Here is a 23703-nt window from a genome sequence, read left to right on the forward strand (position 1 = left end):
TCCCATGCCCATGCTGACGGTCGGCAGCGTCGAGATCCCCTATGTCCTGCGTCGCTCCGACGCGGCGACGCGGGCACGCATAACCGTCACCCCGGACAGCGTTGAGGTGGTCGTGCCCACCGCTGCCACCGAGGACGAGATTGCCGGCGTGCTCCATCGCCGTCGGGCGTGGCTGTACGAGCAGACCCGCCACATGGCCGAGCGGATGGCCCGCTCCAACGCAGTCCGGCGGTTCGTCAGCGGGGCCAAGATCCCCTACCGCGGCCGGCTCATGCGGCTGCGGGTGGAGCCGTGCGACGACACACTTGTGAGCGTCGCCTACCGCAACGGCTTCCTGGTCGGCTGCCCGCGGTCCGTGGCTCTCGCCTCTCACGACGACTTGATCGAATCGGCGTTGCGGCTGTGGCTGAGGAAGCGGCTCCGCCAGGATGTCGCCGACCTCGTCCGCCGGCACGGCGAGCCGAACGGGCTGAAGCCAAAGGATGTCCGGGTCAAGGACCAAAAGCATGTCTGGGGAAGCTGCGGGATCGACCGCGTCGTGAACCTGAACTGGCAGTTGGTCTTCGCCCCCCGGACGGTGCTGGAATATGCGGTGGTCCATGAACTCTGCCACCTGCGGCACCGCACCCACGACCGGTCCTTCTGGGGGCTGGTCGGAACCATCCTGCCGGACTGGGAGGCCCGGAAGGCGTGGCTGGACCAGAACGAACATTTCCTGACGTTGCGACGCGTGGAGCCAGAAATTTAAGAGGGAATTTGATAATGAATAGCTACGTGAAGCCAGAGCGTATTCTTTTGAAATCCAACAGAGAATACAGTGAGAAGTGGGTGCAGGATCGCATAGCAGATGATCCAAACATACTTGGGCTTGGGGACTTGGTTCTCAGGGACCGTGAGAGGATTCGGCCGCGTGCTGGACGGCTTGACCTGCTTCTTCAAGATTCAGAGACAAAACGCCGCTATGAAGTTGAGCTCCAACTTGGAGCAACTGACGAAGCACATATCATTCGGACAATCGAGTATTGGGATATCGAAAGAAAGAGATATCCTCAGTATGAGCATTGTGCCGTCTTGGTAGCAGAAGACATAACAAGCAGATTCCTGAATGTTGTTTCCTTGTTTAACGGTACAGTGCCTATCATAGCAGTTCAGATGCAGGCGTTTAAGGTTGGTGAGCATCTGACATTGGTTTTCACGAAGGTGCTCGACGAGCTGACGAGAGGGCTTGTCGACGAAGATGAGGATGCAGAAGCAGTTCCAACTGACCGTTCTTACTGGGAGCAGATAAAGGGAACTAAAGAGACGGTTGCCATGGCAGATAATGCTTTGGAAATCGTAAGGGAGTTCGATCCTTCTTTGGAGTTAAAGTACAATAAATTCTACATTGGTCTCGCCAGAAATGGTCAACCAAACAATTTTATTACTTTCAGGCCCAAGAAAGGCCATATGACACTTGAGATCAAATTAAAAAAGTCAGAGGAAATTGATGCCAAGATCGATAACGCCGGCCTCGACAAGCTCGAATATGATGCTCGATGGGAGAAGTATCGAATTAGAATCGGAAGAGGGGATGTGAAGAAGCATAGCGATGTACTGAAAGAGCTTGTTGGCTTGGCCTTCGAGTATCGGAATGGATGACGCTATGGCAATTCCCGATTTCCAGACCCTGATGCTCCCCGTCCTGAAGACCGCCGCCGGGGGTGGCGAGGTCCGCATCGGCGATGTGGTGGACCAGCTTGCCGACGTGTTCGCGTTGACCGAGGAGGAGCGAGCCCAGCTTCTACCCTCGGGGCGGCAGACGACCTTCGCCAATCGGGTCCATTGGGCGAAGAGCTACTTGACGAAAGCCGGGTTGGTGGACCTCACCCGGCGGGCACATTTCCGCATCACGCCGACCGGCCGGGACGTGCTGAACTCACCACCGGAGCGGATCACCATCCGGTTCCTGGAGCAATTCCCGAGTTTCAAGGGCTTCCGCGACGGCGAGGCCGAGACGGCTGGGGCTGCTGAGAGTGCCGAGGTCGTGTTGCCGGTTGCCGAAAGTCCGCTGACTCCAGATGAGGTTATGCGGCAGGCCCATCTGCGGATCGAGGCGTCCTTGGCGGAAGAGATCCTTCAGCGGGTGCGATCCGGTACGCCGGCCTTCTTCGAGAAAACCGTGGTCCACCTGCTGATCACCATGGGCTATGGCGGTTCGGTCACGGAACTCGACAAGGCTCTGGTCGGCAAGTCCGGCGACGACGGCGTGGACGGCGTCATCGACCAGGACCCGCTCGGGCTGGATCGGGTCTATGTACAGGCCAAGCGGTATGCCGACGGCAATACCGTCGGGGCGGGAGCGATCCGCGATTTCTTCGGCAGCCTGAACCTGTTCAAGGCGACCAAGGGGCTGTTCGTCACCACCTCGGCCTTCACCGCGTCAGCCAGGGAGACGGCCGACCGGTTGGGCACCCGCATCGTGCTGATCGACGGAATCCAACTTGCCAAGTTGATGATCCGGCACGAGGTTGGATGCAGGATCGAGGAGACCCTGCACATCAAGAGGGTGGACGAGGACTTCTTCGAGTAGCAGCCGGGCCTACGCCGGGAATGGGGCGAGCATCAGGTGGCCAAGGTCCAGTTCCGGGTAGCGGACTTTTGAGATGGCCTCCAGAAGGGTGGATGCCCGGAACCCCCGGCCATAGAACTCGGCACTTTCCGAGCCCATGTCGCCGTTGTCGCCGGCCCAACCGCCAAGAGCCAGGGCAAGCTCACGGTCAACCCGAGCCTCTCGGAGAGCGTCGCGAAAATTGTGACGGAAGCTATGGAAGCAAGTCCGGCCCGCCGACGCTCCCGCCTTCTGTAGGAACCGGCGGAACCACTTCGAGAAAACGTCGGAATAATATCCGGTTTTTGCCGGAAGTAGCTCGGGAAACAGTTTGGCGTTTTTCTTCCGCCGCTGCTCGCTGACGTATTCCTCGAATCCCGCTGCGAGCAGTGTCGGATGGACCGGGATGACCCGCTCGCTGCTGCCGGTCTTGAGCCGCTTATCGTCGGTCCCCTTGATCGCCTCGGCCGTGACGACGAAGCACAGGGTGCCGTCGATCACCCGGACATCCTCAGTGTTCATCTGGCAGATCTCGTTGAGCCGCATGCCCGAAAACAAGCCGATCAACGGCACCCAGAAGCGTCCCCGCCGGGGACGGGCGTCTCCAGGCTTGGCATAGCCGTAGTCGTCGTCCTGGCAACCGGTGTAGAGCGGGGCGGTGAAGATGGCTTGAAGCTGCTTCGGGGTGAACGGCTGCCGCTTGTCCTTGCGATTGGTGGTGTCCACGACGCCAAGCCCCTTCGCCGGATTCCGGTCGATGAACCCTTCGTTGACCGCCCAGGTCAGGAGAGCGGACAGCTTCGTCATATAGCCGTTCACGGTCGCCGGACTGAGGCCGGATGCCTTACCGGCGTCGCGTGTCTTTTGGGCGATCTCACGGGCGGTCAGGTTGGGGTACCGCTTGGTTGAGTTGGGAGGCAGCCACCGGAGGGTGTCCATGACCTCGCGGCAGGTCTCCCGGCCGATGTCGGACACCGGCGTGTCCTGGCCGATGATCTCGATCAGCAGGCCGAACACAGTCTCGTAAGCCAGGACGGTCTTGCCGGACCGAATGACGCCGGGATCGGCCATGTAGGCGTCGTAGACTTGCTGGATGGTCTTCGCCTTGGCGGGTTCAGCGGCGGGCACAGCCGTCTCCACGAAGACCTGTTGGGTTGCCTGAAGTTTTTCGGCGATGCGGCTGGCCAGCAGGTCCAGGTCGATGTGGATGGCCGGGCCGATGAAATCGGGCAGGACGGTGTTGGCCGTCACCGAGGGGACCGGCGGCGACGGACAGGGCCTGTCGCACGCGGCGTGGGCCGGGTCGCCCCCGGTGCCCCCACGGGCCGCCTCGAAGTCCTGCTCAATCTCGAATGCCACCCTACGGGCCGCCCGGATGGCGTCGGGGTAGCTGCTGGTCTTCAGGGATCGGTTGATGTGGGTCCGGCCCAGAACCCCCTGGAGGTCGGCGGGGACACGGGTTCGGAATTGCCAGACGGCTCCCCGCAGCCACAGCCCCATGGAACGCCGCTTGGGCGACAGGGATGTGCGACACCCTGGGCGGGCTGAAACGGCGGATATTGAAGGGGATGGAGGCGATTCGGTCGACGCCGCGTGCGACAGGGCGGTGTCACACCGCGGGGAATTCCGCCGCTTCCGAGCGAATTCCTGTGTCGTATCAATATCTTGGGGGTGATTGGTGGAGCCGAGGAGGATCGAACTCCCGACCTACGCATTGCGAACGCGTCGCTCTCCCAGCTGAGCTACGGCCCCACACTCACACCGTTGCGTCTTCGTCGCCCCGGCGTGGCGCGGATATTGTCCATCGCGGGGGGTGCTGTCAAGCGCCTGATTCAGAAAAAATGACGTGTGCGTGCGATGACGTGGGAGGGGGCTTGGGATGGGGCGCAGGGTCGGGCGCAGGGCGGGGCATAGGACGGCCGATCCGCCGCAGGCCGCCCGGCCGATCGGCGGGCCGCCGTACTGGACAGGCCTCTCCGCTTATGCTTAGGGTGCCCGGAAAAGGCTGGCGCCCGCTGCGCAACCCTCTGCGCGCGGCCGTCGCAAAACCGCACTGGAGCTGGCCCGGCATGATCGCGCTGTATTTGCTCATCAACACCATCCTGGATCTGTTCTTCTGGGTCCTGATTCTGTCGGCGATCCTCAGCTGGCTGGTGGCGTTCAACATCGTGAACACGCGCAACCGCGCGGTCTATCTGATCGGCGATTTCCTGTACCGCATCACCGAGCCGGTGCTGCGCCCGATCCGCCGCGTCCTGCCCAACCTGGGCGGGCTGGACCTGTCGCCCATCGTCGTGCTGCTGGCGATCTCCTTCATCCAGAACCTGATGGCCCAATACTGGCCGCGCTTCTGACCGTGGCGTCCTCTTCCCCCTTCGAGGCGGTGGCCGACGGGCTGCGGGTGGCGCTGCGGGTGACGCCCAAGGCGTCGCGCAACGCGGTGACCGGCACGGCCGATACGGTCGATGCGAAGGGGGAGGGGAAACGGGTTCTCAAGCTGGCGGTCACGGCGGTGCCGGAAAACGGCAAGGCGAACGAGGCCGTCATAAAACTGTTGTCGAAGGCGTGGAAACTGCCCAAGACCAGCCTGACCGTGGTGGCCGGCGCCACCGACCGGAACAAGATTTTGCATGTGGCGGGCGACCCGGCGGCATTGCTGGCGCGGCTGTCGCCCCTGATCGACGATGTGGGCAGCGAGGGTGGAGAGTAGCATGGCGGACGCGAAGATCATCGACGGCAAGGCCTTTGCGGCCGGCCTGCGTGCGCGGGTGGCGGATGGCGTGGCGGCGTTGAAGGCCAGCCATGGCGTCACCCCCGGTCTGGCCGTCGTGCTGGTGGGCGAGGATGCGGCCAGCCAGGTCTATGTCCGCTCCAAGGAGCGGGCGCTGGTCGAACTCGGCATGAACAGCTTCGACCATCACGAGCCGGCCGACATGGCCGAAGCCGACCTGCTGGCGCTGATCGACCGTCTGAACGCCGACCCCGCCGTGCACGGCATCCTGGTCCAGCTGCCGCTGCCCAAGCACATCGACACCCAGAAGGTGCTGGCCCGCATCGTCCCTGAAAAGGACGCCGACGGCTTCCACGTCGTCAATGCCGGCCTGCTCGCCACCGGCCAGCCGGGCGCCATCGTCCCCTGCACGCCGCTGGGCAGCCTGCTGCTGATCCGCGACACGCTGGGCCGCGACCTGAAGGGCAAGCGTGCGCTGGTGCTCGGCCGCTCCAACATCGTCGGCAAGCCGATGGCGCAGCTTCTGCTCCAGGCCGACTGCACGGTGACGCTGGCCCATTCCCGCACGGCCGATCTGGCCGGCGAATGCCGCCGCGCCGACATCCTGGTGGCGGCGGTCGGCCGGCCGGAGATGGTGCGCGGCGACTGGATCAAGCCGGGCGCCACCGTGATCGATGTCGGCATCAACCGCGTCCCGGCGGCGGAGCCCGGCAAGACCCGTCTGGTCGGCGACGTCGCCTTCGACGAGGCGGTGACGGTCGCCGGCGCCATCACGCCGGTGCCGGGCGGCGTCGGCCCGATGACCATCGCCTGCCTGATGTTGAACACGCTGGCCGCGGCCTGCCGCGCCGCCGGCGCGCCGGTGCCCGAAGAGGCTGCCCTTTGATCACCGTCCATGCCCGTGCCGAGGACGGGCGGGTGGTGCGCCAGCCGCTGGAACTCGGCGAGCCTTTGCCGGGCGGTGCGGTCTGGATCGACCTTCTGCGTCCGACCGAAGCGGAGCGTGCCCATGTCGGCGCGCTGACCGGCTGCGATCTGCCGACGCGCGAGGAGATGAAGGAGATCGAGGCCTCCAGCCAGCTCTATGTCGAGGGCGAGGGGATCTACATGACCTCTCCCATCATCTCGCGCGCCACCTCGCCCCATCCGGAGCAGGGCGAGTTGACCTTCGTGCTGACCCCGCGCCACCTGATCACGCTGCGCTACACCGAACCGCTGCCGGTCATCACCTTCGCCGCCCGCTGTGTCCGCCAGCCGGAACTGCTGGCGACGGGAGAGAGCGCGCTGTTCGGTCTGCTCGATGCGGTGATCGACCGGGTCGCCGACGTGCTGGAGCTGGTCGGCGGCCGCATCGACGAACTGTCGGCCCGCGTCTTCGACGATTCGCTGGACGGCGGCGGCTTCGGCAAGGCGGCCAAGAAGCCGGACGAGCTGCAGGACGTGCTGCGCGGCATCGGCCGGGCCGGCGACCTGACCCACAAGGTGCGCGACAGCCTGGCCGGCCTCGACCGGCTGGTGGTGTTCATGACCTCGGTCAGCGGCGGGCGGCTGAACAAGGACCAGAAGACCGCGCTGAAGACGATGACGCGCGACTTGCGGTCCCTGACCGAACATGCCGGCTTCCTGGCGCACGAGGCGAACTTCCTGCTCGACGCCACGCTGGGCCTGATCAACATCGAACAGAACGCCATCATCAAGATCTTCTCGGTCGTCTCGGTGGCGCTGATGCCGCCGACGCTGATCGCGTCCGCCTATGGCATGAACTTCAAGCACATGCCGGAACTGGACTGGGAGTTCGGCTACCCGATGGCCATCCTGCTGATGGTGCTGTCGGCGGTGGTCCCGCTCTGGTATTTCCGCCGGCGCGGCTGGCTGTAAACCCACCTTACAACAGGGAAATCCCGCCGATGACGACCATCCTGCCCGACGCCGCCCTCGATGCGCTTCTGGCGCAGGATGTTCCCTACGGCGACCTGACCACCGGTTCGCTCGGCATCGCCGCCCGTCATGCCCGCATGAGCTTCGCCGCCCGCGGTGCCATGGTGCTGGCGGGGACGGAGGAGGCGGCGCGTCTGGTGGAGAGGGCCGGCGGCCGGGTCCTGCGCGTCGAGCCCAGCGGCACCGCCGTCGAGGCCGGAGCGCTCTTCCTCGAGGCGGACGGCCCGGCCGGGGCGCTGCACCATGCCTGGAAGGTGGCGCAGACGCTGGTCGAATACGCCTCCGGCATCGCCACCCGCGCCCGCCGCATCGTCGAGGCCGCCCCCGGCGTGACCGTCGCCTGCACCCGCAAGAACTTCCCCGGCGCCAAGGACCTCAGCGTCAAGGCGGTGCAGGCGGGCGGGGCGGTGATGCACCGGCTGGGCCTGTCGGAAACGCTGCTGGTCTTCCCCGAACACCGCGCCTTCCTGAGCGACTCTCCGGAGGCCTGGATCGCCGCGCTGCGCCGCAAGGCTCCGGAAAAGAAGATCGTGGTGGAGGTCGGGTCGATGGAGGAGGCGTTGGCCTTCGCGCAGGCCGGCGCCGACGTGATCCAGCTGGAAAAGCTGCCGCCCGCCGCCGCCCGCGCGGTGATCGAGGCGACAAGGCACCTGACACCGCCGCCGGTGGTGGCCCCGGCCGGTGGCGTGACCGAGGCGAACGCCGCCGCCTATGCTGCGGCCGGCTGCCGGCTGCTGATCACCTCGGCCCCCTTCTTCGGTCAGCCCGCCGACGTGAAGGTACTGCTGGGGCCGGCGTAACGGCGAAGACTGCGGCAGCGAGCCGCAATCCCTGAAATTCCTGATTTTGCGAGTGAAAGCGCTTCCGCAATACCTATGCGTGCGCCAAGGTGGCGGTGCGGACGGGATGGCGGACTGGCCGCCATCCCCGCTGCGCACAAGGAGAACAGAGGATGAAGGAAATCCTCCAACTCCTGATCCTGGCGTTGGAGATCGTCAAGCGCTTGCTTGATCTCTTCAGCTAGCATCGGGCTGGCGGACAGGGGGCCGGAATCCCCCTGCCCGCCAAGCCTGATATTGCCCCATCCGTGCCTGTAGTCAACCGCCGGTATAGAAACTCTTACGCCGCCAGCCCGCCGCCCAGTTCGATGCGGACCTCCACCACGCCGGGCTCGTCCAGGTTCTCCTTGCGGACGAAACCCAGCGCGCGGCACATGTTCAGCATGTTGGTGTTCTCGCGCAGAACCTCGCCATAGACCTCCTTGATGCCGCGCGAGCGGGCGTAATCGAGGATCTTGTTCATCATGATATAGCCCAGACCCTGGCCCTTCATGTCGGACCGCACCATCACCGCATATTCGGCGCGGCGGTTGTCGGGGTCGGCGGTGATGCGCACGACGCCATACATGATGGTGTCGCCGGTCTGCGGGTCGGGACCGACGGCGATCAGCCCCATCTCGCGGTCATAGTCGATCTGGGTCAGCCGTGCTGCCGCTTGGTGCGACAGCCGCTTCAGCGGGGCGAAGAAGCGCAGGCGCAAATCTTCCGCCGTCTGGTTCTCCACCAGATGGTGCACCAGCGGCTCGTCCTCCGGCAGGATCGGGCGGACGAAGAACTGGCGGCCGTCCTTGATGGTGATGCGGTCTTCCAGCGACTTCGGATAGGGGCGGATCGCCAGCCGCGCCGCCCCGGCCAGGGCCGGCACGCCGACCTTGATGCGGGCGTCCAGCGCCGTCACGCCCTCTGCGTCGGCCAGCAGCGGGTTGATGTCCATCTCCGCGATCTCGGGGAAATCGACGACCAGCTGGCTGACCTTGTTCAGCGTCAGCGCCACCGCGTCCAGATCGACCGCGGCGCGCGAGCGGTAGCCCTGGAGCTGGCGGTGGATGCGGGTGCGGCTCATCTGTTCGGCCGCCAGCTTCATGTTCAGCGGCGGCAGGGCCAGCGCGTAATCCTCCACCACCTCGACGCCGATGCCGCCCTCGCCGAACAGCAGGACCGGGCCGAACATCTCGTTCTCGGTCATGCCGACGATCAGCTCGTAAGCATCGGGGCGGACGGCCATCTCCTGCACGGTGAAGCCTTCGATCTTCGCCTCCGGCGCCAGCTCGGCGACGCGGGCCAGCATGGCTTCGGCCTCCGCCTTCACGTCCTCCGGGCTGGTCAGGCCGAGAGCGACGCCGCCGACGTCCGACTTGTGGGTGATGTCGTGCGACAGGATCTTCAGGGCGATCGGCCCGCCGATGACGCGGGCGGCGGCGGCGGCCTCCTCCGGCGTCTGGGCGACGCGGGTGTCGACCACCGGGATACCGTAGGCGGCCAGCACGCGCTTGGCCTCATACTCGCTCAGCCACTCGCGCTTCTCGGCCATGGCGCGGGAGATCACCTTCTTCACGGTGATCTCATCGGGCTGGAAATCCTCAGCCACCGACGGCGGGGTCTCCATCAGAAGCTGCTGGCTGCGGCGGTAGCGCACCAGATGCATGAAGGCGCGCACCGCGTCGGACGGGCCGCTGTAGGTCGGGATGCGTCCGTCGGCGAACAGCTTGCGCGCCTCCACCGCCGACTGGTCGCCGATCCAGCTGGTCAGCACCGGGTGGCGGCGCGCCTTGTTGGCCTGCACCGTCTCCGCCACCGCCTGGGCGATGGCCTCGCTGTCGGTCAGGGCAGACGGGCAGTGCAGGACCAGCACGGCGTCGTTGCCGGTGTCCTGCATCAGCGCGTTCAGCGCCTCGGCATAGCGCTTGGGCGTGGCGTCGGCGCCGATGCGCAGCGGGTTGCGGAAGGGGGCGCCGCCCGGCTGCCCCCCGCCCGGCTGCGGCCCCAGCGCCTTGGCCAGCGCCTCCTGCGTCTCGGGCGCCATGGCGGCGAGCCGGCCGCCGGCCTGGATCAGCTTGTCGGTGGCCATCACGCCCATGCCGCCGCCGTTGGTCAGGATCGCCAGCCGGTCGCCGGTGATCGGCACCCCGGTGCCCAGCGTGCCGGCGGCGTCGAACAGCTCGGCCAGATCGTTGACCCGCAGCACGCCGGCCCGGCGGAACACCGCGTCATAGACGGCGTCCGACACCGCCAGGGCGCCTGTGTGGCTGGCCGCGGCCTCCTGCGCCTCGTCCGACCGGCCGGCCTTGATGACGATCACCGGCTTCTGGCGCGAGGCGGAGCGGGCGGCCGACATGAATTTGCGGGCCTGGGTGATGCTCTCGATATAGAGCAGGATGGCGCGCACGGTGACGTCGGAGGCCAGATAGTCCAGCAGGTCGCCGAAATCGACGTCGCCGCGGTCGCCCAGCGACACCAGATGCGAGAAGCCGATCCCGCGCGAGGTCGCCCAGTCGGCGACCGAGGTTAGCACCATCGAGCTTTGCGCCACCAGCGCCACGTCGCCCTTGCGCGGCGCCACCGGCGCGAAGCTGGCGTTCATGCCGCGGCCGGGCACCATGGCGCCCAGGCTGTTCGGGCCCAGTACCCGCATCAGATAGGGCTTGGCGGTGTCCAGCATCGCCTGGGTCTGGTCCGCCGACATGCCCTTGGTCATGACGATGGCGGCCTTGGTCCCGCGCTTGCCCAGCGCGTCGATGGTCGCCGCCACCGTGTCGGGCGGGGTGCAGATGACGCCCAGGTCCGGCGTGATCGGCAGGCTGTCCACCGTCTTGTAGGTCAGCACCCCTTCCACCGCGCGCTCTGTCGGGTTGACCGGCATCACCGGCCCGTCGAAGCCGGCCTGGAACAGGTTGCGGGCCACCACCGCCCCCACCGTGCCGGGCTTGCGGCTGGCGCCGATCAGGGCGATGGAGGCGGGCTTGAACAGCTTGTCGAGGTTGCGAACGGTCATGACCGGATCCGGTGCGGGGAAAGACGCCGGCCCCCAGTGTGCCATGGGCTACCGACGGTTTTGATGACGAACAGCACAGGACCGGACTTTCATCCCCGCCATTTGCTGCGCCGCAACACTAAGGTCCGGTATGACCATTGGGCAAGAGGCGTTTCGTCGCGCCGTCCTTACTTCGAGGTCCGGCGCCAGGCGTCCGCCGCCACCGCCAGGGACAGCAGCCCCCACAGCACCAGATACTCCACCCCGCCCTTGGCCCAGTACCAGTTGATCCCCTTGGTGGCGAAGGTGGCATAGGCGGCCACCACCATGCAGCCGGCGGACAGCAGGGCGGTCCAGCGGGTGAAGAAGCCGCCGACGAGCGTCACCAGGGCCAGGGATTCGCAGAGGATGGCGAGGCCGAGGAACAGCGGTGCCGGTTCCAGCCCGGCCTTGGCGAAGAAGACCAGGGAGGCGTCGATGCCGCTCAGCTTCTGGTAGACATGCGGGGTGTAGAACAGACCCAGCAGAATGCGCACCCCGTTCATCGCCAGCGTCGGCGAGAAGCGGTCGGGCAGAACCGCCGGGCCGATCAGGGCGGCGAGCGGCGATGCGCCATCGGCGGCATGGGACCCTCTAGCGTTTGCGATTCCAGTGGACATGATCGGTCAATCCTTAAAATTCTAGTGAATTTCGCCTGTTTGGCTGGAAAACCGCTGATGGGAATGCTGGCTGACAGGCAGGGGGGCGGAAATCAGTCCGCGACACACCCCGCCATTATTTGAGTTCTTTTATTTCCATCATTGATCCAGCACAATTCACCGTGAAACGGGTTCGGGGAGGACTGCATGAAGGTCGGAATCGTCGGGGCGGGGTTCGTCGGCAGCACCGCCGCCTTCGCCATGGTGACCACCGGCGCGGCCAGCGAGGTCGTGCTGGTCGACATGAACGAGGCGCTGGCCCAGGCCCAGGCCCAGGACATCGCCCATGCCGTGCCCTTCACCCATGCCGTCACCGTCCGCGCCGGCCCCTACGCCGCGCTGGAGGGGGCGGGGGTGGTCGTGCTGTCGGCCGGCGTCGCCCAGAAGCCGGGCGAAACCCGGCTGGAGCTGCTGGAACGCAACGCCAAGGTGTTCGGCGCCATCATTCCGGAGGTGCTGAAGGCCGCCCCCGACGCCGTGCTGCTGGTCGCCAGCAATCCGGTCGACGTGATGACGCAGATCGCCACGCGGATCAGCGGCCTGCCGCGCAACCGGGTCATCGGCTCCGGCACTGTGCTGGACACCGCGCGCTTCCGCGCCCTGCTGGCCGAACAGCTTGCGGTGACGCCGCGCTCCGTCCACGCCCATGTGGTTGGCGAGCATGGCGATTCGGAGGTTCTGCTGTGGTCGAGCGCCACCGTCGCCGGCTTGTCCGTCGAGCAGGCGGCAAGCCAGCTCCGCCGCAGCCTGACAGCGGACGACCGCGCCGCCATCGATGAGGGCGTGCGCCGCGCCGCCTACCGCATCATCAACGGCAAAGGCCACACCGCCTTCGGCATCGGCGGCGGGCTGGCCCGGCTGGTCTCGGCCATCGGCGCCGACGAACGGATGGTGGCGACCTGCGCCATGCTGACCGACGATGTCTGCGGCGTGCCGCAGCTGGTGCTGTCGCTGCCGCGCGTCATCGGCGCCGGCGGCGTGGTGGACACCATCCTGCCCAACCTGTCGGCGGAGGAGGAGACGGCGCTCCGCCGCAGCGCCGAAATCCTGAAGGAAGCGGCTGACGGCGTCGAACGCCGGATGGGCTGGACCGGTTGACGCTACGTCACAGGATCCGCCGACACATGATCCTTTAGCCCCGCCGCCAGCCCGTCGAAGACGGCGCGGCAGCGGGGGGTGGAGCGCAGATCCTCGTGCATGGCGACCCACATGCCCATCGGCATGTCGAAGGCGTCGGCCAGCAGCCGGACCAGACCGGGAGTCCGCCGCGCCAGCGGGACCTGGCAGATGCCGATGCCGAACCCGGCCTCGATGGCCGACAGTTGGGCCAGATGGCTGTCGGACCGCAGGGCGAAGCGGGGCAGGGTGAGGCCCGGCGCCCGCCGCATCATGGAACGGATGTCGGGAGTCTCGCGGTCGAAGCCGATCAGGCTGTGATGGCCGAGATCCTCCAGACACTGCGGACTGCCGTGGCGGTCGAGATAGTCGCGGCGGGCGTGCATGCCGAGCCTGACGACGCCGATCCGCCTGACCAGCAACGCCTGCTGGTCGGGCTCCACCATCCGCACCGCCACATCGGCATCGCGTTGCAGCAGATCGTCGACGGCGTTCGACAGCACCAGTTCGATCTCCAATGCTGGATGGCGGTCGCGCAAGTCCGCCAGGATCGCCGGCAGGATGCGGGCGCCCACCACCTCGCTGGCGGTGACCCGCACCGTGCCGCGCACCTCCGCCCCGCCCCCCGTCGTCCCGTCACCTTTCCCGCCATAGCCTGACGCCGTGCGCCACAGGCTGGCCGCCGCCGCGTCCAGCGCCTCCGCCTGCGGTTTCAGCGCCAGCGCCGCGTCGGTGGGGTCCAGTCCGCGCGGCGAGCGCACGAACAGCGAGCCGCCGACAGCCTCCTCCAGCGCCGCGACATGGCGGGCCAGCGTCGGTTGTGTCAACCCAAGGGCACGCGCCGCCGCGGACAGCGACCCCTCGCGGATCACGGCCAGGAAACTGCGGTAAAGGTCCCAACTGGGCGGCGGCTGGTTCATCGATTTCAGTATAGTGGTTAGCCGCAGTTCGACAATTCCGTTCAGCTGTCCGTCGGGCCCATCCTGTCCCCATCACCAAGCGAAAGGCGATGGAGGCGGCGATGGCAGGACAAATGACCGGCATGGGTAGGACCGCTCTGGTTCTGGGGGCGACCGGCGGGGTCGGCGGCGAACTGGCGCGGGCGCTGGCGGCGCGTGGCTGGACCGTCCGTGGCCTGCGCCGCAAGCCAGCCCAGCAGCCGCAGCCGGACGGCATCGAGTGGGTGGTCGGCGACGCGATGAACGCCGCCGACGTGGCAGCGGCGGCCGAGGGGGCGGCGCTGATCGTCCATGCGGTGAACCCGCCCGGCTACAAGGATTGGGACCGGTTGGTTCTACCCATGGTCGACAACAGCATCGCTGCCGCCATCGCCAACCGCGCCCGCATCCTGCTGCCCGGCACCGTCTACAATTACGGCCCCGACGTCTTCCCGCTGATCCCGGAAACCGCGGCGCAGACCCCGCTGACCCGCAAGGGCGTCATTCGGGTGGAGATGGAGCGCCGCCTGCACCGCGCGGTGGAGCAGGGGGCTAAACTGTTGATCCTGCGCTGCGGCGACTTCTTCGGACCCAAGGCCGCCAACAACTGGTTCAGCCAGGGCCTGCTGACGCCCGGCAAGCCGCCGACCCGCATCAACCAGCCCGGCCGGCCGGGGATCGGCCATCAATGGGCCTATCTGCCCGACGTGGCGGAAACGGCGATGCGCCTGCTCGACCGCGAGGCGGAGCTGGGCGACGACGCGATGTTCCATATGGACGGCCATTGGGATGCCGATGGAAGCCGGATGGTCGCGGCCATCGCGCATGCCCTCGGCAAGCCCGGCCTGCCGGTGCGGCGGATGCCCTGGTGGCTGCTGCGGCTGGCCGGCGTGGCGGTGCCGCTGTTCCGCGAGCTCGGCGAGATGCGCTATCTCTGGCAACGCCCGGTGCGGCTGGACAACCGCCGCCTGCTGGCCTTCCTGGGCGAGGAACCGCACACGCCGCTGGAGCTTGCAGTGCGCCGGACCCTTGAAGGGCTGGGGCATCTCGCGGTGCAGGCAGCGGATCGAGAGAACGGTCCAGCCTTATTCGGCAGCCATCGGCATCAGGATCAGGCGGCCGATCAGGTCGGTTTTGGCTGAAGCGTGCTGAATGTCACAACCGACCGGTTCGCCATCGGCGCCGTAATCGACCATGACGTCCGGTTCGATCTCGACCGTCCGTTTCGATGGCAGCGGACGGACCTCGATGTACAGGCTGTCGGTGCTGGGATCGTAGCTGGTTTTCATGACGGGCGGCCGACTTGGCCGTTATCGTAGATCAACCGAACATATGGAGGAGAGCCTCTCTCCCGCAAGGGGAGAGAGGCTGGTAGAACATAACCCTCAGACCACCGGACCCGGATTGCCCTTGTTGGCTTCCAGGGCGCGGGCGAGGCCTTCCTCGATCTTCTTGGCGGCCTCTTCGGCGTTGCCCCAGCCGCGGACCTTCACCCACTTGTTCTTCTCGAGATCCTTGTAGTGCTCGAAGAAGTGGGCGATCTGCTCGGTCACGATGGCCGGCAGGTCGGTGTAGTTCTTCACGTCGGTGTAGAACGGGTGCAGCTTGTCGACCGGAACGGCCAGCAGCTTCTCGTCCTCGCCGGCCTCGTCCTCCATGTACAGGACGCCGATGGGACGCGAGCGCAGCACCGCGCCCGGGACGACGCCGTGCTGGCCGACGACGCAGACGTCCACCGGGTCGCCGTCACCCGACAGGGTGTGCGGGATGAAGCCGTAGTTGCAGGGATAGAACATCGCGGTGTGCAGGAAACGGTCGACGAACACGGCGCCCGAGTCCTTGTCGACCTCGTACTTCACCGGCTGGCCGCCGATCGGAATCTCGATGACGACGTTCACGTCCCAGGGCACATTCTTGCCCGCGGCGAGCTTGCTCAGATCCATGTATCGCGTTCCTTCGACTGGCGTATTCAGGGCACGTTCTTGTTTTGGCGCCGATGCCCGGTCCGGCGCCACGCGGGGCGGGAGTTTAGGCGGAACGCACCCTGAGTCCAAGGAACTTGCGCGGGCTCTTGCGCAGGTGCGGCAAAGCGGCAACCCTGCCGGTCATGGCCCGTCCGATCCTCCTTCTTTTCACCTTTCTGGCCGTGCTGGCGCCCCATCCGGGTCTGGCCGGCCAGCCGCACCATGGCATCGCCATGCATGGCGATCTGGCCTTGCCGGCGGACTTCACCGCCCTTCCCTATGTCAACCCGGCGGCACCCAAGGGCGGGACCATCCGGCAGGCGGTGACCGGCAGCTTCGACAGCCTGCACCCGCACATCGTCAAGGGCGTGCCGGCGCTGGGCATGGGCTATGTCTTCGAGACGCTGCTGACGCGCTCGTGGGATGAGCCCTTCTCGCTCTACGGCCTGCTAGCCGACCGGGTCGAGGTGGCAGACAACCGCTCTGCCGTCACCTTCCACATCGACCCGAAGGCGCGCTGGCACGACGGCACGCCGCTGACCGCCGCCGACGTGCTGTTCTCGCTGGAGGCGCAGCGACGGGACGGCACCCCCAACCGCCGCCTGTTCTACGCCAAGGTCACGGCGGCCGAGGCGCCCGACCCGCAGACCGTCCGCTTCACCTTCGCCCCCAACCCGGACGGAACCATCGACCGCGAGATGCCGCTGCTGATGGGGTTGATGCCGATCCATTCCAAGGCCTTCTGGGCGGGGCGCGATTTCAGCCGGACGACGCTGGAGCCGATCCTGGGCAGTGGCCCCTACCGCGTCGCCTCGGTCGATCCCGGCCGCCGCATCGTCTACGAGCGGGTGCGCGACTATTGGGGCCGCGACCTGCCGGTCCGTGTCGGGCAGTTCAATGCCGACCGGCTGGAGTTCGACTATTACCGCGACGATTCGGTGGCGCTGGAAGCCTTCAAGGCGGGGCAGGGGGACGTTCGTTACGAAAGCGATCCGGCCAAATGGGCCACCGGCTACGACGGTCCCGCCTTGCGGGACGGCCGCATCGTCCGGGAGGAACTGCCCAACCATCGCCCCGAACCGGCCCGCGGCCTGATCTTCAACACCCGCCGCCCCCTGTTCGCCGATGTCCGGGTCCGCCAGGCGCTGGGGATGGCGCCGGATTTCGACTGGATCGGCCGCAGCCTGTTCCACGGTCTGCTGACCCGCACCGCCAGCTACTATCCCAACTCCGAGCTTGCCGCCCGGGGACTGCCGCAGGGCGAGGAGTTGCAGGCGCTGGCGCCCTTCCGCGACCGCCTGCCGCCCGATCTCTTCACCAAGCCCTTCACCCTGCCGGAAACCGGCAACGGTAGCAGCAACGGCAATGGTAGTGGCAACGGGCCGGCCGGTCTGCGCGCCAACCGGCGCGACGCGCTGCGGCTGCTGGAGCAGGCCGGCTGGCGGGTGCGCGACGGCCGGCTGACCGACGATGCCGGAAACCGTTTCGCCTTCGAAATCCTGCTGTCTGACCCGTCGGAGGAGCGGGTAGCGCTGGAGTTCGCCCGCTCGCTGGAGCCGCTGGGGATCTCGGCCCGCGTCCGCACGGTGGACAGCGCCCAGTTCCAGGCCCGGCTGGAGCGTTTCGAGTTCGACATGACCATGCGCTGGTGGGCGTCCAGCCTGTCGCCGGGCAACGAGCAGCTCTATTATTACGGATCCGATGCGGCCGGACAGGAGGGTAGCCGCAACCTTGCCGGCATCCGCGATCCGGTGGTCGATGCGCTGGCCCGCTCCATCGCCGCCGCCACCACGCGCGACGCTCTGGTCGGCCGGGTGCGGGCGCTCGACCGCGTCCTGCTGTGGGGACACTATATGGTCCCGCTCTATCACAGCCCGGTCGACCGCATCGCCCGCTGGGCGACCCTGCACCGTCCCGCCGTCACCCCGCTCTATGGTCCGATGCTGGAAAGCTGGTGGGTGGAATAGCTGACGGGACAATGAAAACCACCGGCGGCTTCCCTTGCGCTCTCCCTCGCCGCACCGCATCATCGCGGCAAAGAGACCGTCGGTAACGACGAGACGGGGGAGTTTGCCAACCATGCCGACCGCCAAGCCGCGCTTCACCCTTGCTGCCGCCGCCATTGCCACCGCCGCGCTGGCGTTGGCCGCCGCATCGCAGGCGGCGCTGGCCCAGCCGCGCACCGACCTCGTCGTCGGCATGGCGCTGGAGCCGCCGCATCTGGACCCCAGCGCCGGTGCGGCCGGGGCGATCAAGGAAGTCACCTACGCCAACCTGTTCGAACCGCTGCTGCGCGTCGATGCCGACGGCAGGCTTGTGCCCGGACTGGCGGAGCGCTGGAGCGTGTCGGAAGACGGGCTGACCTACCGCTTCACCCTGCGCCCCAACGCCAAGTTCCACGACGGCACGACCGCCGATTCCGCCGACGTGAAGTTCACGCTCGACCGCGCCCGCGCCGCCGAGTCGGTGAACGCGCAGAAGGCCTATTTCGCCCCCATCGCCAAGGTGGAGACGCCGGACCCGCAGACGGCGGTCGTCACCCTGTCGCGCCCCGACGGGCTGTTCCTGTTCCACATGGCGAGCGGCGACGCCGCCATCGTCGCCCCGGAATCGGCGGCGACCAACAAGCAGAAGCCCATCGGCACCGGCCCCTTCAAGTTCGACCGCTGGGTTGCAGGCGACCGCGTCGTGCTGGTGCGCAACCCCGACTATGACGGGGCGAAGCCGAAGATCGACCGCGTCACCTTCCGCTTCATCAGCGATCCGGCCGCCCAGGTGGCGGCGCTGAAGGCCGGCGACATCGACGCCTTCACCCTGTTCAGCACCTACGAGGCGCTGTCGGAATTCCGCAACGACCCGACCTTCACGGTGATGGTCGGCTCGACGGAGGGCGAGACGCTGCTGTCGACCAACAACGCCCGCAAGCCCTTCGACGATGTCCGCGTCCGCCGCGCCATGGCCCACGCCATCGACCGCCAGATGCTGATCGAGGGCGTGCTCTACGGCAACGGCGTCGCCATCGGCAGCCATTTCCCGCCGCACCGCGAGGGTTATGTCGACCTGACCGGGATGTATCCCTACGACCCGGCCAAGGCGAAGGCGCTGCTGGCCGAAGCGGGATATCCCAACGGCTTCGACACCACGCTGCGCCTGCCGCCGCCGCCCTATGCGCGCCGCGGCGGCGAACTGGTCGCCGCCATGCTGGCCGAGGTCGGCATCCGGGCGAAGATCGAGCCGGTGGAGTGGGCGGCCTGGCTGGAAAAGACGTTCAAGGGCAAGGATTACGACCTGACCATGATCGCCCACACCGAGCCGCTGGACATCGACATCTACGCCCGGCCCGACTACTACTTCAATTACAAGAGCGAGCGCTTCAACGCCCTGAACGACGAGTTGAACCGCACCCAGGACCCGGCGAAGCGCAACGCCCTCTACGGCGAGCAGCAGAAGGTTCTGGCGGAGGATGCGGTCAACGGCTTCCTCTTCATGCTGCCGTCGGTGACGGTGCAGAAGGCGAACCTCACCGGCATGTGGGTGAACCGCCCGGTCCAGGCCAACGACGTCACCGGCGTTTCCTGGAAGTGACGGCGAGGCAAATCGAGTTGGCCAAGTAAGGATAGCCCCCGCGTGCTTGCGTTCCTGCTGCGACGGCTGGTCAGCCTGATCGTCACCGTCTGGCTGGCCAGCATCGTGGTCTTCACGGTGCTGCAACTGGTTCCCGGTGACCCGGCGCTGCTGATGCTGGGCATCGATGCCCAGCCCGACACGCTGGCCGCGCTGCGCAGCCAGATGGGGCTCGACCGGCCCATCCTTACCCGCTACCTGCACTGGGTCGGCGGGCTGGCGCGCGGCGACCTTGGCGTCAGCCTGACCTATGCCCGCCCAGTGGCCGATCTGGTGGCGGAGCGGCTGGCGGTGACCCTGCCGCTGTCCCTGCTGTCGCTCGTCCTCAGCACAATGCTGGCCCTGCCGCTCGGGCTGCTGGCGGCGGCGCGGCGGGGCAGGGGAAGTGACTGGGCGGTGCTGGGCTTCGCGCAACTCGGCGTATCGATGCCCAGCTTCTGGATCGCCATCCTGCTGATCCTGCTGTTCTCGCTGACCCTGCACTGGTTTCCGGCCGGCGGCTTTCCCGGCTGGAGCGCCGGCATCGGCCCGGCGTTGCAGGCGCTGTTGCTGCCGGCATTGGCGCTGGCGGTGCCGGAGGCCGCCATCCTCGCCCGCGTCACCCGCACCGCCGTGCTCGACACGCTGGGCGAGGACCATATCCGCACCGCCCGCGCCAAGGGGGTGGGCCGCATGGCCGTCCTGCTGCGCCATGCCCTGCCCAACGCCCTGATCCCGGTGGCGACGGTGCTTGGATTGCAGATCTCCTTCCTAGTGGCCGGCGCGGTGGTGGTGGAGAATGTCTTCACCCTGCCGGGGCTGGGCCGGCTGCTCTATCAGGCCATCGGCCAGCGCGACCTGATCGTGGTGCAGGGGGTGGTCGTGCTGCTGGCGCTGTTCGTCGTGCTGGTGAACGCCCTGGTCGACATCGCCTGCGCGCTGGCCGATCCGCGGCCGAAAGGAGGAGCGTCGTGAAGCGCCGCCTTCCGCTCTCCCTCCATCTCGGTGCCGGGCTGACCCTGCTGCTGGTCGCCATCGCCCTGCTGTCGCTGCTGTGGACGCCTTACCCGGCGGAGCAGGTGCGGGTGATCGCCCGGCTGAAGCCGCCCACCGCCGCCCACTGGCTCGGCACCGACCATTTTGGGCGCGACGTGCTGTCGATGATCATGGTCGGCGCCCGCAACTCGCTGGCCGTTGGCGCGGCGGCGGTCGGGCTGGGGCTGCTGGGCGGGGTGCCGCTGGGGCTGCTGGCCGCCGCGCTGGGACGCTGGGGGGACGAGGCGGTGGCGCGGCTGGGCGATCTGGTCTTCGCCTTTCCCGCCGTGCTGACGGCGATCCTGCTGACCGCCGCCCTGGGTGCCGGGGCGGTCAACGTCGTCGTGGCGCTGGCCCTGTTCAACGCCGCGGTGCTGGCCCGCGTCACCCGCGGCGCCGCGCTGGCGGTGTGGCGGCGTCCCTTCGTCGGGGCGGCGCTGGCGCTGGGGCGGGGGCCGCTGTCGGTGACGCTGGTGCATGTGCTGCCCAACATCGCCGGCATCGTCGTGGTCCAGGCCACAATCCTGTTCGCCGTCGCCATCGTCAACGAGGCGGCGCTGAGCTATCTCGGCCTCGGCATCCAGCCGCCCAGCCCCAGCTGGGGCAAGATGCTGGGCGACGCCCAGACCTACCTGTTCACCGCCCCCTTGCAGGCGGTCTTTCCGGGTGTGGCGATTGCGCTGAGCGTCATGGGGCTGACCATGCTGGGCGATGGCTTGCGCGACTGGCTCGACCCGCGGCACCGGTCGTCGGGGGTGATGTGAAGGGGAGGGGCTGGCCGCTCACCCTACCTGCCGCGTCCGCTCCGACAGTTCGATCAGGTCCATCAGCTCGTTGCTCTTCCAATAGCGCGATTTGCCCACCTCGGTGCGTGCCGTGGCGACGAGGTCGTCGATGATCGCCTGCTCGTCGTCGCCAAGCTCGCCGCCGCGCTCCAGACGGTGCGACAGCAGGCGGGTCATGTTGTGGCTGAAGGTGGGAATCCAGGCGCTGACCCGCTGGCCGAACACGCCGGCGATGGCGTTGATGCGCAGGAGATGCTCCATCCGCTCGTCGAGCGGATCGCTCTCTTCGAACTTCATCGCCTTCTCGACGTTGGCGCGCAGCTCCTCCAGCAGGGTCTCGCGCCACTTCACCAGATCGTAGGTCTCGAAGCCGAAGTCGCGCGACATCGCCTGCCAGCGCCACAGCAGCCGGTCGAGCCAGACGATGTCGGCATGGTCGATCACCGGCTGGCGCCGGGCGGCGGCGGCCTGGGCGGAGCGTTCCATCGCCACCGCGGCGACGCGGCTGCCGATGATCTTCGCCGCCTGGGTCCAGGCGTTGCGGAAGGCCGGCTCGCTGCGCCGGTCCTCCATCAGCCCGGCCGAGATCGCCGCGTGGACCAGCTGGTCCAGCCGCTGCACCAGCGCCTCCAGCCGCGCCTTCTCCTTGGCGCTGGGCCGGATGGCGGAGCCGGGAACCCGCTCGTTCAGCTTCAGGACGACGCTCAGCGCCGCGGTCAGCGCGCGGGTGACGCCGATGAAATGGCCGGTCAGCGCCGCGGTCATGGCGTCGCCGCGGCCGGGATCGACGCCGCTCTGCCGGATATAGAGCGCCGCCACCGGATAGTTGCGCTTCACCGACAGCACCGACAGCGGCAGCATGGCCGCCAGATCGTCGCCGCAGCGGTCGCGCAGCGATTCGGTGGCGTCCAGCAGCAGGTCGGCCAGCCGGTTCGCCTCCATCTCGCCGCTGCAGCTGGCGGGGAAATCCTCCAGCCGGTCGGCGACCGGCTTCACCGGCCCCTCGGCTCCTGTCAGGATCAGATGCATCAGCCGCAGCGTGGCGAGGTCTATGTGCGGCGTCTTTTCCAGGAAGCCCGACATCAGGCGGGTGCGGCGCGGCCGGTTGCGCGACATGCCGGCCAGCAGCTCGTCCGCCGCCTTCTTGTTCGCCAGCACGGCGTCGAGATGCTTCACCGACGCGACGCGCATCCGCTCCTTCATCACCATGGCGACGGGGGAGCGCAGGATGCGGTCGATCACGTCGCCGCGCGCCATCTCGTCCAGCGTTTCCTGCGCCTCGACCGCCAGCAGGGGGAAGGCGTCGCGGCTCAGCGCTTCCCACAGGGCGCCGACATCGACCCGTTGCAGCATGCCGGGGATCGAGACGCCGGAATGGTACAGCACGTCGTCGTCGATCAGGAAGGCTTCGAACAGGTTGGTGAACAGGCGGCGGGCGCGGTTGGTGCGCTGGCGGTTCAGATACTCGATGACATATTGGCGGACGAGCTGGACCCGGTCGGTCGGCTCGCTGTCCATGCCTTCGATCTCGCTCAGCAGGCTGTAGACGAGGCTGGCCGGCAGCCGCGTCACCAGGGCGTCGATCTTCTGGCGCAGCTCTTCCTGGTGCAGCTCATCCGGGCGCAGATCGCCGGTCAATTCGTCGCTCATGCGCGGGCCGCCACGCGATGTTGAAGGCGTCGGCGGGCGCAGGCGCTCCACCGCGCGTCATTTAGGACGCAAACCGTAAATTTTTATGTAATGAACCGGGCGGGCCCTCCCCGGCCGGATGGGGCCGGACGGAAAGGGCGCGCCCCGGTTCGGGCCGGTCGGGCGCCGGTCAGCCGTTCCGCTGCTTGGCGATCGGCTGCGAGAATTGCAGCTCGATGTCCCAGGGGAAGTGGATCCAGGTGTCCTGGCTGACTTCGGTGATGAAGGTGTCGACCAGCGGGCGGCCGGCCGGCTTGGCGTAGACGGTGGCGAAATGCGCCTTCGGCAGCATCTTGCGCACGATCTCCGCCGTCTTGCCGGTGTCTACCAGATCGTCGATGATCAGCCAGCCCTCGCCGTCGCCGGCCTTGGCGCCTTCGACGCCCTTCAGGATCGTCGCGTTGCGCTGCTGCTGGTGGTCGTAGCTGGAGACGCAGACGGTGTCGATCATGCGGATCTCAAGCTCGCGCGCGATGATCGCCGCGGGAACCATGCCGCCGCGCGTGATCGCGATGATGCCCTTCCACGGGCCGCGGTCGATCAGGCGCCAGGCCAGCGCCTTGGCATTGCGGTGGAGCTCTTCCCAGGACACCGGGAAATGCTTGTTGAAGGGGGCTTCGGCCACGGTACTGACTCTCCAAAAACAGCAAGTGGACTGTATAACCCAGCCGCCGCCGCCCGGCAATCCGGGGCGATTCGGCTGTTCGGGACCCACGGTCGCAGGGGGCGTCGCAGGGAGCTTCCGGGCGGGGCGAAAATTCGTGAAAAAAGCGCTTGCGGGGCAGGGGGCTTCTGAGTATGTTGCGCGC

At 67.3% G+C, this 23703-nt stretch carries 22 protein-coding genes and 1 tRNA gene; 14 read left to right on the plus strand and 9 right to left on the minus strand.

All coding sequences use genetic code 11. The features are described from left to right. Window positions 1-4 precede the first annotated feature (4 nt). Genes ABNQ39_RS13365 through ABNQ39_RS13375 form a run of 3 tightly spaced genes read left to right on the plus strand, consistent with a single transcriptional unit; the run spans window position 5 to window position 2569 of the window. Entirely contained in the window at window positions 5-748 is a 744-nt protein-coding gene (locus tag ABNQ39_RS13365) for a M48 family metallopeptidase (protein ID WP_376958034.1), read from the plus strand. Between the two features lie 14 nt (window positions 749-762). Next, window positions 763-1638 carry a hypothetical protein gene (locus ABNQ39_RS13370; protein WP_376958035.1) on the plus strand — a complete coding sequence of 292 codons (876 nt, stop codon included), beginning with the start codon at window positions 763-765 and terminating at the stop codon, window positions 1636-1638. A gap of 4 nt (window positions 1639-1642) precedes the next feature. Then, window positions 1643-2569 carry a restriction endonuclease gene (locus tag ABNQ39_RS13375; RefSeq protein ID WP_376958036.1) on the plus strand — a complete coding sequence of 309 codons (927 nt, stop codon included), beginning with the start codon at window positions 1643-1645 and terminating at the stop codon, window positions 2567-2569. A 9-nt stretch (window positions 2570-2578) separates the two neighbouring features. Here the strand turns inward: ABNQ39_RS13375 and ABNQ39_RS13380 are convergent, their stop codons facing one another. Further along, window positions 2579-4087 (minus strand): DUF6538 domain-containing protein, encoded by a 1509-nt coding sequence (locus tag ABNQ39_RS13380; RefSeq protein WP_376958037.1) that lies wholly within the window; start codon window positions 4085-4087, stop codon window positions 2579-2581. 176 nt (window positions 4088-4263) lie between these two features. Next, window positions 4264-4339, minus strand: a tRNA-Ala gene (locus ABNQ39_RS13385). Between the two features lie 317 nt (window positions 4340-4656). On the opposite strand from ABNQ39_RS13385, the gene ABNQ39_RS13390 reads away from it, so the two are divergent. The 5 genes from ABNQ39_RS13390 to modD are packed head-to-tail and all read left to right on the plus strand — an operon-like array spanning window position 4657 to window position 8056. After that, entirely contained in the window at window positions 4657-4941 is a 285-nt protein-coding gene (locus tag ABNQ39_RS13390) for a YggT family protein (RefSeq protein WP_109095889.1), read from the plus strand. Between the two features lie 2 nt (window positions 4942-4943). Then, window positions 4944-5297: a DUF167 domain-containing protein gene (locus tag ABNQ39_RS13395; RefSeq protein WP_376958038.1), complete on the plus strand. Its 354-nt coding sequence runs from the start codon at window positions 4944-4946 to the stop codon at window positions 5295-5297. Between the two features lies 1 nt (window position 5298). Next, on the plus strand, window positions 5299-6204 hold the full coding sequence (folD, locus tag ABNQ39_RS13400; protein ID WP_376958039.1) for a bifunctional methylenetetrahydrofolate dehydrogenase/methenyltetrahydrofolate cyclohydrolase FolD: 906 nt from the start codon (window positions 5299-5301) through the stop codon (window positions 6202-6204). Then, complete coding sequence (locus tag ABNQ39_RS13405; RefSeq protein ID WP_109490515.1) at window positions 6201-7196, plus strand: magnesium transporter CorA family protein; 996 nt, start codon at window positions 6201-6203, stop codon at window positions 7194-7196. Before folD ends, ABNQ39_RS13405 begins: the two co-directional genes overlap by 4 nt. 29 nt (window positions 7197-7225) lie before the next feature. Next, entirely contained in the window at window positions 7226-8056 is an 831-nt protein-coding gene (gene modD, locus ABNQ39_RS13410) for a ModD protein (protein WP_376958040.1), read from the plus strand. A 319-nt stretch (window positions 8057-8375) separates the two neighbouring features. Here the strand turns inward: modD and ABNQ39_RS13415 are convergent, their stop codons facing one another. Together ABNQ39_RS13415 and ABNQ39_RS13420 are read right to left on the minus strand one after the other, a co-directional pair. Then, on the minus strand, window positions 8376-11087 hold the full coding sequence (locus tag ABNQ39_RS13415) for a bifunctional acetate--CoA ligase family protein/GNAT family N-acetyltransferase (protein ID WP_376958041.1): 2712 nt from the start codon (window positions 11085-11087) through the stop codon (window positions 8376-8378). Window positions 11088-11254: 167 nt separating this feature from the next. After that, complete coding sequence (locus ABNQ39_RS13420) at window positions 11255-11725, minus strand: DoxX family protein (protein ID WP_376958042.1); 471 nt, start codon at window positions 11723-11725, stop codon at window positions 11255-11257. Between the two features lie 186 nt (window positions 11726-11911). Between ABNQ39_RS13420 and ABNQ39_RS13425 the strand changes: the two genes are divergently transcribed. Beyond that, a complete protein-coding gene (locus ABNQ39_RS13425) occupies window positions 11912-12862 on the plus strand; it encodes an L-lactate dehydrogenase (RefSeq protein WP_376958043.1) in 951 nt (316 codons plus the stop codon). A gap of 2 nt (window positions 12863-12864) precedes the next feature. On the opposite strand, the gene ABNQ39_RS13430 is transcribed toward ABNQ39_RS13425, so the two are convergent. After that, on the minus strand, window positions 12865-13800 hold the full coding sequence (locus ABNQ39_RS13430; RefSeq protein WP_376958044.1) for a LysR family transcriptional regulator: 936 nt from the start codon (window positions 13798-13800) through the stop codon (window positions 12865-12867). Window positions 13801-13901: 101 nt separating this feature from the next. Here ABNQ39_RS13430 and ABNQ39_RS13435 point away from each other — a divergent pair, with 101 nt between their 5' ends. After that, the gene (locus ABNQ39_RS13435) at window positions 13902-14960 is read left to right on the plus strand and encodes an NAD(P)H-binding protein (protein WP_376958045.1); all 1059 of its coding nucleotides are present in this window, start codon (window positions 13902-13904) and stop codon (window positions 14958-14960) included. On the opposite strand, the gene ABNQ39_RS13440 is transcribed toward ABNQ39_RS13435, so the two are convergent. Next, window positions 14904-15107, minus strand: a complete 204-nt coding sequence (locus ABNQ39_RS13440) for a DUF2283 domain-containing protein (protein ID WP_376958046.1) — start codon at window positions 15105-15107, stop codon at window positions 14904-14906. The two genes, ABNQ39_RS13435 and ABNQ39_RS13440, sit on opposite strands and share 57 nt — an antisense overlap. Before the next feature lie 96 nt (window positions 15108-15203). Continuing rightward, a complete protein-coding gene (gene ppa / locus ABNQ39_RS13445) occupies window positions 15204-15761 on the minus strand; it encodes an inorganic diphosphatase (protein WP_012975242.1) in 558 nt (185 codons plus the stop codon). Window positions 15762-15925: 164 nt separating this feature from the next. Here ppa and ABNQ39_RS13450 point away from each other — a divergent pair, with 164 nt between their 5' ends. From ABNQ39_RS13450 to ABNQ39_RS13465, 4 genes are all read left to right on the plus strand, one after another. After that, a complete protein-coding gene (locus ABNQ39_RS13450; protein WP_376958047.1) occupies window positions 15926-17749 on the plus strand; it encodes an extracellular solute-binding protein in 1824 nt (607 codons plus the stop codon). A gap of 112 nt (window positions 17750-17861) precedes the next feature. Next, complete coding sequence (locus ABNQ39_RS13455) at window positions 17862-19367, plus strand: ABC transporter substrate-binding protein (RefSeq protein ID WP_376958048.1); 1506 nt, start codon at window positions 17862-17864, stop codon at window positions 19365-19367. A gap of 42 nt (window positions 19368-19409) precedes the next feature. Further along, the gene (locus ABNQ39_RS13460; protein WP_376958049.1) at window positions 19410-20360 is read left to right on the plus strand and encodes an ABC transporter permease; all 951 of its coding nucleotides are present in this window, start codon (window positions 19410-19412) and stop codon (window positions 20358-20360) included. After that, window positions 20357-21184 (plus strand): ABC transporter permease, encoded by an 828-nt coding sequence (locus ABNQ39_RS13465; RefSeq protein ID WP_376958050.1) that lies wholly within the window; start codon window positions 20357-20359, stop codon window positions 21182-21184. Before ABNQ39_RS13460 ends, ABNQ39_RS13465 begins: the two co-directional genes overlap by 4 nt. An 18-nt stretch (window positions 21185-21202) precedes the next feature. Here the strand turns inward: ABNQ39_RS13465 and ABNQ39_RS13470 are convergent, their stop codons facing one another. Continuing rightward, the gene (locus tag ABNQ39_RS13470; RefSeq protein WP_376958051.1) at window positions 21203-22855 is read right to left on the minus strand and encodes a hypothetical protein; all 1653 of its coding nucleotides are present in this window, start codon (window positions 22853-22855) and stop codon (window positions 21203-21205) included. 169 nt (window positions 22856-23024) lie between these two features. Then, the gene (gene gpt, locus ABNQ39_RS13475; protein ID WP_012975236.1) at window positions 23025-23519 is read right to left on the minus strand and encodes a xanthine phosphoribosyltransferase; all 495 of its coding nucleotides are present in this window, start codon (window positions 23517-23519) and stop codon (window positions 23025-23027) included. Window positions 23520-23703 lie beyond the last annotated feature (184 nt).

Source organism: Azospirillum sp. A26 (assembly GCF_042604635.1).
Lineage (GTDB): Bacteria > Pseudomonadota > Alphaproteobacteria > Azospirillales > Azospirillaceae > Azospirillum > Azospirillum palustre.